Source organism: Paenibacillus sp. NRS-1760, from assembly GCF_050467785.1.
In the GTDB taxonomy this organism is placed as follows: Bacteria; Bacillota; Bacilli; order Paenibacillales; family Paenibacillaceae; genus Pristimantibacillus.
The window spans coordinates 1-16,289 of the sequence record NZ_JBITPK010000027.1 but is presented as its reverse complement, the minus strand read 5'-3'; the positions used below and the strand labels follow the sequence as shown (position 1 = coordinate 16,289).

Below are 16,289 nucleotides of genomic sequence, written 5' to 3'. Positions count from 1 at the left end.
TTAACAGCACTTAAGCTTAAGTCTAATAGGCTGCGATGAAAGAATAATAAAAGATTTTCGCGTAAAACGACAAAAACCGCGCAGCATCAAGGCTTCGCGGTTTTTGCAACCTGTTCAAAATATTTATTTTCCTACTTCGGAAAGTCCGCTGATAAGAGAATCATACAGCATAAGCAGCTCTTGGGATGGACGAATGCCCAGTTCCCGCTTTAGAAGCCTCACATAGTCGGTGTATTGTGCGGTTAACCCTTTCTTATCCCCGTCCAGTCCATGCTTCTTCATCAGCAGCTCGACCACCGATTCTTCAAGCGGATTACGGGCATGCAGCTTCAGAAGAAGCTTCGACGCCGCAGCCGTGTTCGACAGGGTGAGCAGCGTCTCTGCTGCATTTTTGACAAAAGATGCATACCGCTCTGACAGCCGATCTGTCTCATGAATCGCCCATACGTAAGCTTTGCTGCCGAACAAATCACCCGTATAGAGCCTTTCAACGATAAGTGCTTCTTCCACGTTGCCTGCGTCGATACTTCCCAGATTTTCCGTTTGGCGCTCAAATTCAACATAGTCAATAACTGCATCGTCCAGTTCCAGCGCATAACCGTCATTCTCAGAACGAATAGCTTCCCGGAGCCCTATCGGCTCCAATGATTTACGCAGCTGGTACACGGTTGTATTTAAATATTTTTCGGCATTCACGCTCGCCATACCCGCGAATATATCTGCAACAAGGCGCGAGCGCGAAATTCGTCTACCCCGATTCAGCAGCAAATAGGCGAAGAGTTCAGCACTCTTGCTGGAAATCCACTTTACGCGTCCTGATTCATTACGTACAAAAAAGTCGCCCAGCGTGGCAACGCTGACACGGCTCATACCCCGAATCGCAGTATCTGCTTGCTGCAGCGGTTGAACGATTTTTCTGCTCTCCAGTACCCGGTTAATCGTCCGCTCCAGCCGCTCCTGAGTTACCGGCTTCACCAAATAATCAAGCACGGACAACTCATAAGCTTCTAGCGCATAATCCTTATGCGATGTGACAAACACGATTTGCGTCTTACAACCTGCTTCGTCCAGCCTTGCGGCGAATGTAAGTCCACTATCACCGGGCATAGAGATATCCACGAACGCCAGCTCGACGTCGGGATTTTCACTCAGAAATGCAGCCGCAGCATCCGTATTTACAAACGTTCCCGTCACCTGAAGCTCAGCATATTTCACGAGCATCTTCCGCATGATCAAATGCATGACGGGCTCATCGTCAATCAATATGACTTTCATCAGCTATCACCGCCGTTCCTTCACTTTCCGCCGTTCCTTCACTTTCCAACGTTCCGCCGCGACTCGATGAGCCGGACAATGTGAAAAAGAATGTTGTACCTACGCCAGGCAAGCTATCGAACCTAAGACTTCCGCCATGCATGCGAAGAAATTCTCGGGTTAATACGAGACCAAACCTCATCTCTCCACCATCTTCTCCACTGGCAAATCCGGGCTCCTTGAAAAACAGTTCATCATGATGCAGCAGCTGTGCTGTCTCCTCGTCTATCCCGCTCCCATTATCGCGTACAGTCACCGTCACCTGGTCCCGTTCGATAGATGCATTTATCGCAATTTCCCCGCCAATGTCCGTGTACTTAATCGCATTTGAAAGCAAATTTCGGAAAATGAGATCGAGCATTTCTTTATCCGCATTCACTGTCAGCCTCTCGTCGATATGCTCTGAGATACTGATGTTCTTCATGCCAGCCCTTGCTCCGGCTAACGAGATGGCTTGGCGAACGACCTGCTGCAAATTCCACGTGAGCGGTCGAAACGCTACTTCCCCATTTTGACTGCGATACCAGTCGAGCAAATTATCGACGAGATAATAGGTACCGCGCACTTGCCTCCTAATCTCTTGAAACACTTCAGCATTCGCGATGTCAGTGTCGCTCGGCTCATCGCCCAGCAGCTCGGTCAAGCTGACAAGCAGCGCGATCGGATCACGGATATCGTGAGCCATTACGGTGAACAGCTTGTCCTTGAAGGCGTTCAGCCGAGACAATCGTTCAGACTTCTCGCGCAGCCTCTCCTCGTTCTCCTTCAGCTCCGTAATATCGCTGAGCATCAGCATTTTTCCAATAGGGGTCATACCTGTATCATAAATATAAGATAAGCTGCAAATATAATACCTTTGCCGATCGCTTTGCAAGCGCTGAAGCGAAAACCGATCATCTCGGAATTCCGTTGCGGCAATTCGCTCGAGCAGCTCTGGGCAGTCTGGCAGCAAGTCCTTGATGAACGCAGGAAAACTTTTTGCCGAGCCAAGCTCAGGAAACACTTCTTCTGCCGCGCGATTGTGGTTCACAATCTGATCCTCATAGTCGAGCAGGACAACACCGTCACGAATCGTATCGAACATTTTAGCATATGCAAGCGGTGTTAGACGAAGCAACCTAAACCGGAAAATGCCCCAAGCATAAACAACGCCCGACACAGCGAAACCAAGCGGCGTGAAATCAATAACTTTGCTGAACATGTAGGCGATATTAAACAGCATAGGAGCGGCCGCGCCCAAAATAAGGACGACAATCTGTGTCCGCACGATAGGCAATGCCCGCAAATACATGGGAATAAACAACAAAATGCCGAGAAGCAGAATTGTATAATTGTAGATCGCGTGTACGGAATACCACGATCCCTTCACCGTATTGTACAAGGGAACCGTCTTGATCGTGTTCAAGATGTATTCTTTGTAAATAAGATGATGCCAATCGTTAGTGAGATGAAGGAGAAAAGTCGCAGTCGGGACGAGAAACAGCAATATCGCAAGCTGCTTCCGGTAGCGGGGCGCAAGTCCTGTGAACTGGATAACGAGCAGCAGCCAAAATGCAGAGACAAAGGGGATGCCGATGTACTCGACCTGTAGAGAAAACTTCACACCCCTTAAGCTGTCGCTAAAAATCTCAAAGGTGTAGCCGAGTGCGTAAAAAGACGCCGTTGTCATCATGTAAATCATGGTCCTTGCCATCTGCAAATGACGTTTCCGGTAGGAGAGGAACGCCACGAACAGCATCACAGCGGTCGCAAAGCATAGCAATATTGACATCCATTGTCTTGTGTCCATGACGATGCCTCCCTTTTTTTCGATTCGTCTATCATTCGACAAAGTTCCTCAAATTCCTTGTGAAGCTTAAACCAACCCTCTTGAAGCCCATATCAGCAAAAATAATACCTAAATACGGCCGCCCGTTACTGCAATAACCTCGGGCAGCCAAATATAGCCGCAGCAACGCAATAAGCACATATATGTGCTTACAGCCAGCAAACCTAGCATTTTCACACGTTGTAAGAACCAATGCGTGCTTACAGCTCCATTTTCCACCTCGATCAGACGCCGAAGCAACGCAATAAGCGCATATATGTGCTTATAGCTAGCAAACCTAGCCGTTTCACACGCTGTAAGAACCAATACGTGCTTACAGCTCCATTTCCCACCTCGATCAGACGCCGAAGCAACGCAATAAGCGCATATATGTGCTTATAGCTAGCAAACCTAGCCGTTTCACACGCTGTAAGAACCAATACGTGCTTACAGCTCCATTTCCCACCAGCATTAGACGCCGCTGCAACGAAAAAAGCATTATATATGTGCTTATAGCTAGCAAACCCAGCCGTCTCACACGCTGTAAGAACCAATGCGTGCTTACAGCTCCATTTTCCACCTTGATCAATGGACTAAATTCGCTTAGCCACCATTTGCTTAAGCGAGCATCAACGGACCAAAAAAGAAAGATGGCGTCATAGAAATAAATTTCTGTGACGCCACCTTTTCATTTATCATTCGAGCTATCTCTCCAGCGATTTTATCTCTTTTTGGACAACCTAAATCTATTATGGAATCAGTCTTTCACTTCATCCCATCTTCTTTATAGCATGCTCCTGCTTCAGCCGCTGCTGCTGCACTTCGTCCAAATAAAGCGTAAACTTGGAATCCCCGCTGTAGGAGATGTGCAGCCAGTCCAATGCGCGTGTCATCGCAATATAAAACAGCGATACTTCCCGCTCCTCCACTTCTTCCAATGAGAAAGGCATGTTCTCGGCATTTACGATGAAGACCGCTCGGAAATCAAGCCCCTTCACACTGTCAATGTCCGATACATTAATCGCATCGCCGGCTATATTTGATTCCTGGTTCAAATCGGCATTTTCTGTGATCCAATAAACGGGAAAGCCTTGTCCCTTAAGCGCCCTCTTGATCATATCCGTGAAGGAGGAGTAGTAATTGTCCTTTACTCGGTATAAGATGACCATCTCTGAATAAGCAATCTTATGATGGTCATGCAAGGATCGCATTTGTTCAATGACAGTCTTCATCTCTTCCTGAAAGCTCCCGCGACGCGCCAATATTGGCTCAGGTCCGCTTCTCCGTGTACTCTGAGGAGGTATAATTTCTACCCCTTTCGACAATCCGTACTGAACCTTGTTCTGAAACAGAGAATGCCGTTGATAGAAATCCCAAGCAAACTGCGCGATTTGAGCCGTGTTGCGATAATTAACGGAGAGAATGCGCGAACGTCCGCGAAAATCAAGCCCCGTGTCCTGCAGCAAGCTCGATTTCCGTTTAAAGAACGATTGTGCCCGGTCCTCAACCAGCAGCAAATTTTGTGTCGCGGGATTAAGCAAATAACTTAGAAGCTTAAGCCATTCTGGCTGAAAATCTTGACCCTCATCAATAAGGATTGCTTCATAGGTAGGTAAAATAGCTTCCTTCTTCTCCAGCTTGCCAATAAGCTTAGCGACATCCGTATCTCTTACGTTCAGCACTGCTCGCAGCCACTCATGAAAATTATAGACCTCGACGTTTTGGTCGCGAGGCTTGCCTTCCTTTTGCTCCGCTAGTCTAATCCAGTCAAGCAAATCCTCCGGCTCCTCCATCTTCCGGTCAATCATTTGCCGAAGGCTTCGGGATAAGGCAATGCTGCTGCAGAGGACAAGAATCTTCCATTCTGGATGATGATTGGCCAAATGTTTGGCTCGGCTGGCGAGGACAAGCGTCTTCCCGCTCCCCGCCACGCCGCGGATAAGCCGATGGCGATCCCCAAGCTGCTCTGCCATATTTTCCTGATGCAGATCCATACCCTTAATATTGTGATGCGACAGGACGAACTGCTCCTGCTGCTTCTGATTTGCAGGCTGCAGAAATTCCGCGCTGATCCGCGCCTCAGGTATGAGGTGATTACGAATCTGCCTGATCTCCTCTTGCGATAAAATGTAGCTGCTGCGCTTGCGTGCCGTAAACATGCCATGGATCTTCTCAATGAGGGCATCGGCTGTAAATCCAGCATCCTCAGGGTCGATCTCGTCGCGGCAAAGCACAAATTGCTCTGCAATGACATCGTACAAACCATTTTCTATAAAATCCTTCTGCTTCAGCCGTGTAAAAGCCGTTCCGAAGCCGTTCGGAAATTTGAGCTGCCCTTGAAATTTGCCTTTCTGTTCAATGAGGTTGTCATCATTTCTTAGCTCGCCCGCCACTTGCCGCAAGCTCTCCCTTGCTTCTTGATAAGGGTTCATTACAGCTTCGATCTGACCTCCAGATGCATGCAAACGCCACTCGTCACGATCAACTTCGAATAGAGCAGACCTCGTATAGTCCTTCACTTCAAGAACGACCAATCCCAGATCTGGGCCTATGATTACGAAGCTAGGGCGATTCCCCCCAATTTCCGGTTCAAAATAAACCGCATAATCGCTCGGCAGATAATCCTTCAGCGTACGAAACAATAACCGCTCCCCAGCAGTCGCACTCGTCCGGATAACCTCTGGGATCATATAAGCCATTCTCTTTCACCTCGAATTCGATTTTTTCTGTTGTTTTTAGTATAAACCATCTTTAAGCGTTTGGCAGGAGAAAATGGGGAGAAGATTATTATGACAACTGGAAGATTTTCATGGTACGATATTCCTAATAAGTAAACGAATGATCAAATCCAACCATTTGCGTTCGTTTTTGATAGGGGAGAAACGATGTCCAGAAATCCATCTGTATTTTTTTTGGCAGTATTTTTGCTTGTCGGTATTATTGGTATGTTTGCGCTTCATAAAACTATCATGCTAATTGGATTTTCAGGTTTTATATTATTCACGCTTACTGCCGCTAATCGGAAAAGTAAAAATTACTATCAATTATTGATAAATCTTGAAAAACAAATTAAAGATATGGTGCCAGGCATAAAAGATTTTAAGCTTTCTCAAGAATTTATGTCGGTTGATAAAGAAAGCTACATTGCATTAGATGAAACAAATAAAAAAATATGTATAATTTATAATCAGGAGACTAATACTGAGCCTTTATTAAGCAAGAATGAATACAATTACAAATGCGAGATTTTTCTCTATAAAGATATTTTACAGTCAACCATTCTTCATGACAGTGTTACAGTAACCTCTTCCTCACGAACGGACATCATTGGCAGAGCTTTGCTTGGCAAATTTATTGCTGGAAGTACTGGAGCTATTATTGGCGGCCTAAGCGCTTCAAGAACCACTCTTGATCTAATCAAGAAAGTTCATCTTCTTGTCGTTGTTAATAATATGTCAAAACCATTCCATCGCATTACGTTTGAGAATTTCCCAAAAGGCATTACTAAAGACAATATAATGTTCAAATCCGTTGATAATGAAATTACGCATTGGCATACTATGTTGAGTTTTTTAATTAAGCAAGTGGATGAAACGGAAAAGCCGACTAACGCTAATCAAATTTCAGTTGCAGATGAATTATTAAAACTTTCCTCCTTGTTGCGAGATAATCTTATAACGGAAGATGAATTTAAGCAGCAGAAAATAAAGCTATTAGGATAGAAGCACGTTTAATCGTTGCTGCTATTAGCACAGAAAATCCCCTGAATTGTTCAGAATACGGGGGATTTTCTTTTTAGCTAGCTCTCCTCCACCTCCATAAGGTATATACGCTCCTTAAAGCTTCCGCGCTTTTCAGCCTTCTCCGCACGAACTTGCTCCAGCTTCCCAATCGTTACGTCGTGGAATTCAGCAAGCGCATGAAGCAGCTCCATAATATCCGCTAGCTCCTCTATTGATTCCGTTTTAGAATCTGCTTCAAGGTATTCATTCGTCTCTTCTACCAGCTTCGTACGCAGCTCTTTCAGATACTCTTCGTTCTCAAGTATTCTCGTAGTGAACGTTTTGCCTTGCTGCTTTATGATTTCTGGAATCCGATCGCGGACTAATTTATTATAAATGGGCATAACTTGCCTCCTTGTCATATTAACTTTCTTAGCCTGCTTGGCTATAAAGCTTCCTAAAATAATTATACAAGAAAAAACGGCGACCATAATGGGTCGCCGTTCTTCTTTTTTGAGCGAACAACATCATTTAAAAGCTTTCCGTTTAAACAAAAGGTATATAAAGAACGGAGCGCCTATACCTGCGGTAAAGACGCCGGCTGGTATATCAAGCGGTTGGAAAAGCGTTCTCCCCGCCAGATCAGCCAATAGCAATATCATCGCACCCAGAAGAGCGGATACTGGGATTACTAGTTTATAAGAATGGCCGATAAGCTTTCTAGCCATATGTGGCGCCAATAATCCTAAAAAGGAAATAGTCCCAGCAATTCCGACCGCTGCCCCTGCAAGCGCTACGCTATAGAACAGCAGAATCATACGGCTTAATTGAAGTCGGCTGCCTAATCCGATGGCCGTTGCTTCACCTAAGGATTGTACGTTTAGCTCTTTTGCATAGAGAATGGATAAAGGAATGAAGATGGCGACCCAAGGCCACAACACCTCAATATACTTCCAACTCGTCCCGTAGATGCTTCCGGTCATCCAGTTCAGCACTTGCGCAGCCAAATAGGCCGGTCCGCTAATAAGCAGAAATATCGTAAGCGCCCCCATAGCAGTCGATATGCCAATACCAATAAGTACGAGCCTGAACGGTGAAACCCCATTTTTCCAAGCTAGCGCATAGTTTAGAGCAGCAATAACGAAGGCCCCCGCGACAGCTATAAAAGGAATCCAGTGAACACTGTATCCTGTGAATAGGGTCATAAAAGCTACAACCGCAACAGACGCCCCTCCGGTCACCCCCAGCAAATCTGGTGATGCAAGCGGATTCCGTATCACGCCTTGAAGCACAGCACCTGCAACCGCTAAGGCAGCGCCGACTAAAACGGCTGCCACAATTCGCGGCATACGGAACTGCATAATAATTAAGTCGCTGCCCTCTTTATTTTTACCCAGCAGTGAAAGGAAGATTTCCTTAATAGGGATGCTTACACCTCCAATGGATAAACAAAGAATAGACAAAGCAATCAGTGCGATGCTTAATATTGCGAGTATTAAGATAGATTTCCCTATTCCTTTATGCATGTTTACTCCTTCTCGCCACATAAATCAAGAAAGGAACACCAATAAGCGCAGTAGCGACACCTACAGGCACCTCCTTGGGCATAAGGATAAACCGTGAAGCAATATCAGCAAATACGAGGAGAATTGCTCCAACCAGCCCACAATAGGGCAATAGCCAGCGATAATCATTTCCAAATATGTATCTGCAAAGATGAGGCACAATTAATCCAATGAACGCAATGGGCCCTGCCACCGCAACCGAGCTTCCTGCTAGAAGTACAACAGCAAGGACAGATACAACCCGTATAAGCATCATTCGCTGACCAAGGCCTTTGGCACTATCATCACCCAAAGCCATGACGTTTAAAGAGCCTGCCAATAGCAGCGCTAAGACCCATCCTAGAAGCATATAAGGAAATACGATAGTTAGATGAGTTAATTGTCTCCCAGATACAGAACCGACCATCCAAAACAATGCAGAATCAAGAGATTCTTTATTTATCAGCATAATGCCAGAGGATAGGGAGGAAGCAAATGCAGCTACAGAAGCCCCGGCCAACGTAAGCTTAATTGGCTCAAAACCGCTTCTACCCTGCATTCCCAGTGTAAAAACAAGCAAAGAAGTAGTGGCTGCGCCTGCTAAAGCAATCCAAACCATTCCGTTCATGGTTAGAGACGAGCCTAGCATAGCCAAGCTGACAACAATAAATAGAACAGCACCTGAATTGATGCCGAATATAGATGGAGAAGCTAACGGATTTTTGGTTAACACTTGCATGATTGCACCCGCAATAGCAAGACTCGCCCCTACTGCTGCCGCAATTAATGCTCGAGGAACTCGCGTATTTCTAATAATTAGATGTGCATCCGAACCATCAAATTGCGTATAGGCACGCCATAAATCTTTTAATTCGAATAGATGGATGCCATATAGAATACTAACGAGCATACCGATGAGCAGCAACACTGCGCCTGCCACCAGGCTCACCAGCTTTTTTTTGCGGCTATGGAGCCTTAATGCCATGTTAACTTCACCCCTTTCATCAAAAATAAGCTGACGTCTGATAGTCACGACGTCAGCTTGCTGACTAACAGTGCTAAGCTAATTTACATCAAAATAGGCAACAATCTCATCTAGCAATAAATTTGCAGCCTTGTAGCCTCCAGCAGAATTCCAAATCGCTTCATCTACTTTTATTACCTTGTTGTTTTGCACGACATTTAGTTTTTTGAATAACGGATCATTCATCCACTCCTCTACCACCTTGGATGCATCTGTCTTCCCTGCTGCCTCCGTGACGAAGTAGAATAATACGTCTCCATCCATGCTTGGAATCGTTTCTTTGGACATCACTTCAATAAATGAATCCTTATCCTGCGACTCAGGCCGTGCAAATCCTAAATCATTTAAGAGTACGCCCGAGAAGGTTTGCTTCTGATAGATTCGTACCTGGGAAGCGGAGAAGCGTGCAACCGAAATTTTCGTATCCGCTTTGCTGCCTAGCTTCGCTTTCACTTCAGCAACACGCTTGTCGAAGTCAGCCATCGCCTTTTCGCCCTCTTCCGTCTTACCCACGGCTTCCATATATAGCTTAAAGTTGATTTTCCAATCTCCAACCAAGTCCTCTGCGAATACGGTCGGCGCGATTTGGCTTAGCTGATCATATATTTTTTCCTGTCTCACCTTATTCCCGATTATTAGATCTGGCTTCAGGCTCGCGATCATTTCAATATTCGGCTGAAGTTCATCGCCTACAACGGTAACGTCCTGCATCTCATCTTTGATATGGTCGTACCAAGGGTCGCCAATCCAAGATTGCACCGCGCCGATCGGTTTAATGCCAACGGCAAGAAGCGCTTCCGTACCTTCGTTCGTAAGTATAACAACACGCTCAGGCGCGCCAGTTATCGTTACTTCCCCCATCGCATGTTTTACTACGCGGGTAACATTTGCTGGTGTGGAGTCGGTTGCAGCTGCTTCAGACACATTAGCGGTTGGTGCAGACGACCCTCCATTTGTTGAACTCGTATTTGACGTACCCGCAGAGCAGGCGCTGAGAAATAAAACAAAGCAAAGCAATAATGATGCAGCCATTGGTGTTCTTGATCCTCTATACATTTTGAATATTCCCACTTTCTTGTATTGATAATGATTTTCATAACCATTACCACTATAACGCCTGATTCTACGTGGGACAATTGTATATCTTGAACGATCCACAGGATTATTTTGAACCTTTGCTTTAAATTGACCAAGCGACATGCCTACATGTTTTTTGAACATGCGATTGAAATAACTGTCATCTGAGAAACCTACGCTCTCGGCTATTTCTTGCAGCGTTGCATCTGTATTTTGCAAAAGCTCCTTCGCTTTGTCGATTCGAACAGCAATCAAATACTCAATGGGACTTTTACCTGTCGCATGCTTGAATTTCCTTGATAAGTAACTGACGCTGCAATCCAGCAGCTCTGCAAGCTCGTCCAATGTTACTCGGTCTGAAGAGTGCTCATGAATATAACGTACCACTTGTGACACGAGGTCCACCTTTTGGGTCTTCACGTTTTGACTGCTCATTTGACTTAAAAGCTCATAGGCAAATTGATAGAATAGCATTTTTATATGTAATTTCTCCAACAATTCTGGCTCACGCCATTCCTTGCTCATTAGCTCAACACTATGATATAAGGGGATCGGATAATGAGGTACAAAGCTATATTGCAGTTGGAATGGGTTATCCGTCTCCATTAGCTTCATTAAAGGTTGGCGAGAAGGCAAAGCGAGAATAGCTTTATAAAAAATCATATAATATTCAAAAGCATCATGAGCGGTAATATCAAGGCACATCCCTTTGCCGCCATGCAAAACATGAAATCGATTCACCATGTGCATCGTTCCATCCGACCACATCTGCGCACTGCCGCGAATCGCATAAAAAAAAGCGCTGGTTGGCAAGCGATACGATCGCAGCTCCTCGCCTGGTTCCATGACCGTATGCCGTATATCCATCACTTTGATCGAAGCATGATTCCATAACATAAGGTGATCACTCATTTTCATCGTGTCGGATCACTCCCTTCTCCCTGTGAAAGCATTACATATAAACATTCATTCATTATTATTATAAATGATAACGATTATCATTTGCAATGTCTGACAGCGTAAATAATGACATTATTTTCAGCAAAGAATCTACTATTGGCTCCAATTTGCGTTTATTTTACTTTTCGCCGTATATGATGCATCAATGGCATAACATTTCTACATATTCAACAGACCATACGTATCGCGCAGTATTCTAGCAAATTTTGTTCCAATATGTATTTTCTTCATATATACTATTCTTCTTAAGCTATTGCGGACAGGAAGAGAAACGGAGAGGAAAAAGTATCATGTCTAAGAAAAGTATCGTTAATCCATTCACTCTGCTCTCACGTCAATTTCAATCCGATCGAACGGAATATAGCAAAATATTTTATTTATTCGGATATCTGTTTTTCATCGTCGCTGCTTCTACTATCAGTCGAACAGCTGCAGACACTTTATTTCTCAGCAGATACGACGCATCCGTCTTATCTTATATGTATTTGCCCCAAGCAGCCACCCTTCTCTTAACCGGATTTATATACCAAAAGCTATGCGGACGCTTCCGCACCGATCAACTCGTTGTTAGAGTTATAATCATTGCTTCTATGCTCGCACTTCTTTCGCGACTTGCTGTCGGGATTGGCTTTAGCTGGATTTTTCCCGTCATCTACGTCGGATATGATGTACTAAACTTTTTGATGATCGTCTGCTTCTGGCAGTTTGCGACCTCCATTATGGATCAGCGCAAAGCGAAACGCATGATTGGTTTTGTAGGAAGCGGTGGACTTGTTGGCGGTATTTTGAGCGGCTTTGGTCTAAAGCTGCTGGTACAGCCGTTAGGAACCGAAAATTTAATCTTCATCTATGCTGCTGCACAGCTGCTTTGCCTGCTATTTGTCCTTAAGCTTCTGCGAGGAGTGCCAAATCCTGCCGAGTTTTTCGCGATTAAATCTACTGTTAAAAAATTATCTAAAGCACAAACGCGAGCCGTTGAAGAGAAACATGGCTTATTCCAAAGCGTGCCTCATCTTAAATATGTGGCGATTATGGCCGGTACGCTCACAATCTCCTTGACGCTTGTTGATTATCAATTCAAAGTTATTCTTCGCGGCACCTTGCAAAATGAAGAGCTCGCCAGCTTTATGGGCAGCTTTTATGGATTTGCGGGATTGCTTGCACTATTTGTTCAATTATTCATTTCCGGCAAAATGATAACCCGCTACGGTGTCATGACTGCCATTCTTGTTTTTCCGATCGTCTTGTTTACAGGAAGCTTCGCTCTCCTCATCATGCCTGTGCTTGCCATTGCAACTGCAGTTAAAGCAAGCGATAAGGTGCTTGGCGATACGATATACTCCTCCGTAAGTCAGCTCATCATGTTTCCCATTGCTCCCGAATGGCGCGGCAGAGCCAAAGGTTTCCTCGATGGCATCGTACGAAATGGCGCCAAAGGGATCGCGGCAATCAGTCTCATTGTGCTTTCGCAATGGTTCGCGATTGAGCAATTCAGTTATTTTATTCTTGCGTTGATTGGCTGCTGTATCGTTGCGGCGATAAAAATTAAGAAAAACTATTTAAGCATGCTTTTATCAACCCTGCAATCGAAAAGCATGGACCTGCAAGATGAGCCGGATTTCGTAGATCCAGCAAGCATTCAAATTTTAGCGTCAGCGCTGCATAGGCACGACAAGCAGCAGGCTTTATATGCTTTTGCAATTCTTAGCGGCATACAAGAATTTGATATGAATGAGCAGATCACGCCTCTGCTACAGCATCCCGTTCAGGAGCTGCAGATCGAAGCGTTAAAATACCTTCAATTAAGCACGCCTGCCCTTGGTGAAAGGAAGCTTGAAGCCCATCTTTCTTCATCATCAGTTACCATTCGCGCTCATGCCATCCTTGCCTTATCTGCCTATGCGCTGGAAGAGCAATTAGATCGCATTACTGCCTATCTGCATGATGAGGATGTTCATATACGAGCAGCAGCTATCGTCGGACTAATTAAATATTACGGCATAGAAGGCATGTTCCAAGCCGTCGGCGTATTAAAGGAGCTGCTCAAAAATGGGCAGGAAGAAGAGCGTATTGCTATGGCAGGCCTGTTCGGACAAATTGGGATTGCCAGCTTTTACAAACCGTTGATCCCGATGTTCGAGGACTCCTCCCATCTCGTTCGTATACGGGCATTGGAGTCTGCTTCCATATTGCGAGTACCCGAGCTGGTTCGGTTCATTATTCCGCTTCTTGATGATAGCAAGGTCAGGCTTCAAGCTACTGCTGCATTAACAAGCTATGATGAGGCCATCATCATTCCTATACTTGAAAGCCGTATGACTGCGAAAGAGCTTAACCTTCATTTGCCGCGCGTATTAGAGGAAATTGGAACACAAGCTGCACTTGATGCCTTATTGAGGCATTATCTGCTCTTTTCCAGCGAGCTTAGGGAGAAAACACTTGAGTCTGCAACTCGGATTCATGCTGGAACCAATCAGGTTGACAAAAAACATGCTGAGCATTTGATCGATCAGGAGATTTCCTATTATTTTAAATGGGTGGAGCAACTTGCACTTATCGGTAATACAAATCGTATGAGTGATCTAGCTGAGGCGATTGAACAGATGCGAGTTCGTCATGTAAAAAGGATTTTTCAACTGCTGGCCTTTCTTTATGACTCAAGGTCCATTCACGCTGTGTATGCCAATTGGCAGGATGGCAATGCTAGGCAGCAGGCTAATGCCATTGAGGTAATTGACCAGCTGCTTAAAGGGAAATTGCGGACTGACATGACAAAAATCATTTCATCGTCTTCCACTCCCGGAGAAGAAGCTCCCTCAGAATTGCATGTTAAAGAATCAATACAGTGGTTTTATGATCAAAGCGATCCTTGGATTAATCTAAATATTGATTATTTAACACAATCAGACGATAAGCTTGAGCAGGATTCACTTATGAAACAAATTCATTTGCTCAAACGTGTAGCGTTGTTCGCTGGTTTAACTGGTCGTGACTTCTTCAACATCGCGATGCGCCTGCAAAAGGTATGGATAAGAAAAGGAGTCGAAATCGTTCGCGAAGGAGAAGCTGGTGACTCTCTCTATCTTATTGAACAAGGCCATACAGGAATTTATATCCATGGCCACAAAATTAATGAGCTCAGCGCTTACGATTATTTTGGCGAGATAAGCGTCATCACACAAAGAGTTCGCTCTGCAACCGTTATAGCGGAAGAGGATGTCTTCCTATATGAGCTGACTTCGAGTGCATTTTACGAAATGATTTTTGATCGAACCGAAATTGCTATGGAGCTGATGAAGCAGTTGTCACTTCGATTGCGCAACACCAATGATAAGGTTTCAAAAGCCGTTCTGGATGCTGCAATAGAAGAAGCCGCTGTCGAGGATCATACTCTTGCGTCAATTGAAGCTGAGGACCGAAACGAGACGATTATTAGGCGTATTCTTGTGCTGCAGAAGATTAGCCTTTTTGCCCACTGCTCACAAGAAGACTTTATAAAGCTGGCTAGAATGGTGGAAGAATCCGTGTATGAGCCCGGTGAGAGAATTTGTGGCATTGGTGAGGATGGTGACACCATGTACGGAATTATTGAGGGGAAAGTGCAAGTGCATAAGGGATCTGAGCAGCTTGCAGCACTCGAGGTCGGACAATGTTTTGGTGAGATGGCCATCATTGACGGACAGCCGCGTTCAGCAGATTGTACAGCCATTAGCCGCACCATCCTGCTGGAGCTGACGAGAGAGCAGGTATTTTCTTTTTGCTTCCAAAAGATTCATGTTTTGAAAGGCTTAATGCGCGTGTTGGTTGAGAGAACGCAGGATACAGAGCGGTTGGTCTGAGTTTATTTTCCAAAAAAAACGATAAGAATACTAGACCAAAGTCGAGCACGCTATCCAGTCTTTGGATCAATGCTTAAGTAGAATGATCCCTCTATACTGAAGGAAGTGTTGGTATGAGAGGGGTTTAAATATGCAAAAACAAAGTGCCGTAAAAGCTTGGGCCATGCTTCTAATGTCTCTTCCGAAAGGAATCATAGCATTTGTAATAGCTGTTACAGGTTTATCAGTAAGCTTGCCGCTGATCATCTTATGGGTTGGATTGCCCATGTTGTGGGCGACACTTGTTGCGTGTCGCTGGATGATGGTCAAGGAACAACAATCTACTCTAGCTTGGTATCGAGGTAATTCCCAATCGCTTCACCGGGTCGACGATCAACTATCACTTAGCTGGGAAGGCTCTCGGTCATTGGTTCGTCTTCTTGGAATAGGTCAAACCTACCAAGGTATTCTGTACAGCCTATTGCAGCTTCCGATTGGTATTACCGGGTTTACATTAGGCATTGTCCTGCCAGTTACCGCCTATGCAGTCATGCTTTCCCCTTTTGCCTATAAGGTGAGTGCGGACTTCTTCAACTTCGATTTATTTCAGTCCACCTGGACCTTCTTTCCTTTTTACGCAGAGATTACTTCTGCACAGCGCTCTTGGATAGCTGGCGGGATCGGCTTAGTGCTCGTATTTGTGCAACCGATGTTATTGCGAGCGCTCGGACGCATGTATGCCGCATATGTTCAGATGATTTCGAAGTCCATTTAGCCACTACGTTACACCATACAAACTAACCCAGCACCTTTATTAGCACATTATCACGATGGCAATGGGGATGCTGGGCATCCTTATTTGCACCTAACGGACATAGGATCCGTTATTTCCAACAAGCACAACCTCAAAAACATTGCTGGGCATCCTTAGGCTTACATCTAACGGACATAGGTTCCGTTATTTCCAATAATTACGTCTAATCTGGATTTTAACGGACATAGCGGTTTAACCCCCTAAATTTG

11 protein-coding genes are annotated in these 16,289 nt (G+C 44.9%); 3 read left to right on the top strand and 8 right to left on the bottom strand.

The features are described 5' to 3' along the window. Window positions 1-123: 123 nt before the first annotated feature. The 4 genes from ACIFSR_RS33680 to ACIFSR_RS33665 form a co-directional block, all read right to left on the bottom strand. Window positions 124-1,275: a response regulator gene (locus tag ACIFSR_RS33680; RefSeq protein ID WP_430063564.1), complete on the bottom strand. Its 1,152-nt coding sequence runs from the start codon at window positions 1,273-1,275 to the stop codon at window positions 124-126. Then, entirely contained in the window at window positions 1,256-3,103 is a 1,848-nt protein-coding gene (locus ACIFSR_RS33675; protein ID WP_430063562.1) for a histidine kinase N-terminal 7TM domain-containing protein, read from the bottom strand. The genes ACIFSR_RS33680 and ACIFSR_RS33675 overlap by 20 nt, the downstream gene beginning before the upstream one ends. A 108-nt stretch (window positions 3,104-3,211) precedes the next feature. Further along, complete coding sequence (locus ACIFSR_RS33670; RefSeq protein ID WP_430063560.1) at window positions 3,212-3,448, bottom strand: hypothetical protein; 237 nt, start codon at window positions 3,446-3,448, stop codon at window positions 3,212-3,214. 443 nt (window positions 3,449-3,891) lie between these two features. Further along, complete coding sequence (locus ACIFSR_RS33665; protein ID WP_430063558.1) at window positions 3,892-5,820, bottom strand: 3'-5' exonuclease; 1,929 nt, start codon at window positions 5,818-5,820, stop codon at window positions 3,892-3,894. Window positions 5,821-6,006: 186 nt separating this feature from the next. Between ACIFSR_RS33665 and ACIFSR_RS33660 the strand changes: the two genes are divergently transcribed. Beyond that, entirely contained in the window at window positions 6,007-6,843 is an 837-nt protein-coding gene (locus tag ACIFSR_RS33660) for an SHOCT domain-containing protein (protein WP_430063556.1), read from the top strand. Between the two features lie 77 nt (window positions 6,844-6,920). Here the strand turns inward: ACIFSR_RS33660 and ACIFSR_RS33655 are convergent, their stop codons facing one another. The 4 genes from ACIFSR_RS33655 to ACIFSR_RS33640 all read right to left on the bottom strand — a co-directional run bounded on the left by ACIFSR_RS33655 (window position 6,921) and on the right by ACIFSR_RS33640 (window position 11,406). Beyond that, complete coding sequence (locus ACIFSR_RS33655) at window positions 6,921-7,247, bottom strand: nucleoside triphosphate pyrophosphohydrolase (protein ID WP_430063554.1); 327 nt, start codon at window positions 7,245-7,247, stop codon at window positions 6,921-6,923. Window positions 7,248-7,370: 123 nt separating this feature from the next. Further along, on the bottom strand, window positions 7,371-8,369 hold the full coding sequence (locus ACIFSR_RS33650; protein ID WP_430063552.1) for a FecCD family ABC transporter permease: 999 nt from the start codon (window positions 8,367-8,369) through the stop codon (window positions 7,371-7,373). After that, complete coding sequence (locus ACIFSR_RS33645; RefSeq protein ID WP_430063550.1) at window positions 8,362-9,372, bottom strand: FecCD family ABC transporter permease; 1,011 nt, start codon at window positions 9,370-9,372, stop codon at window positions 8,362-8,364. Before ACIFSR_RS33645 ends, ACIFSR_RS33650 begins: the two co-directional genes overlap by 8 nt. 78 nt (window positions 9,373-9,450) lie before the next feature. Next, complete coding sequence (locus ACIFSR_RS33640) at window positions 9,451-11,406, bottom strand: ABC transporter substrate-binding protein (RefSeq protein ID WP_430063548.1); 1,956 nt, start codon at window positions 11,404-11,406, stop codon at window positions 9,451-9,453. Between the two features lie 332 nt (window positions 11,407-11,738). On the opposite strand from ACIFSR_RS33640, the gene ACIFSR_RS33635 reads away from it, so the two are divergent. Continuing rightward, window positions 11,739-15,287 (top strand): Npt1/Npt2 family nucleotide transporter, encoded by a 3,549-nt coding sequence (locus tag ACIFSR_RS33635; RefSeq protein WP_430063546.1) that lies wholly within the window; start codon window positions 11,739-11,741, stop codon window positions 15,285-15,287. Between the two features lie 130 nt (window positions 15,288-15,417). Next, a complete protein-coding gene (locus tag ACIFSR_RS33630; RefSeq protein WP_430063544.1) occupies window positions 15,418-16,041 on the top strand; it encodes a sensor domain-containing protein in 624 nt (207 codons plus the stop codon). Window positions 16,042-16,289 lie beyond the last annotated feature (248 nt).

What these genes read in the sequence shown, in the direction of transcription:
- ACIFSR_RS33680 (WP_430063564.1), bottom strand. Translation starts at nt 1,275, where the DNA reads ATGAAAGTCATATTGATTGACGATGAGCCCGTCATGCATTTGATCATG.
- ACIFSR_RS33675 (WP_430063562.1), bottom strand. Translation starts at nt 3,103, where the DNA reads ATGGACACAAGACAATGGATGTCAATATTGCTATGCTTTGCGACCGCT.
- ACIFSR_RS33665 (WP_430063558.1), bottom strand. Translation starts at nt 5,820, where the DNA reads ATGGCTTATATGATCCCAGAGGTTATCCGGACGAGTGCGACTGCTGGG.
- ACIFSR_RS33660 (WP_430063556.1), top strand. Translation starts at nt 6,007, where the DNA reads ATGTCCAGAAATCCATCTGTATTTTTTTTGGCAGTATTTTTGCTTGTC.
- ACIFSR_RS33655 (WP_430063554.1), bottom strand. Translation starts at nt 7,247, where the DNA reads ATGCCCATTTATAATAAATTAGTCCGCGATCGGATTCCAGAAATCATA.
- ACIFSR_RS33650 (WP_430063552.1), bottom strand. Translation starts at nt 8,369, where the DNA reads ATGCATAAAGGAATAGGGAAATCTATCTTAATACTCGCAATATTAAGC.
- ACIFSR_RS33645 (WP_430063550.1), bottom strand. Translation starts at nt 9,372, where the DNA reads ATGGCATTAAGGCTCCATAGCCGCAAAAAAAAGCTGGTGAGCCTGGTG.
- ACIFSR_RS33640 (WP_430063548.1), bottom strand. Translation starts at nt 11,406, where the DNA reads ATGAAAATGAGTGATCACCTTATGTTATGGAATCATGCTTCGATCAAA.
- ACIFSR_RS33635 (WP_430063546.1), top strand. Translation starts at nt 11,739, where the DNA reads ATGTCTAAGAAAAGTATCGTTAATCCATTCACTCTGCTCTCACGTCAA.
- ACIFSR_RS33630 (WP_430063544.1), top strand. Translation starts at nt 15,418, where the DNA reads ATGCAAAAACAAAGTGCCGTAAAAGCTTGGGCCATGCTTCTAATGTCT.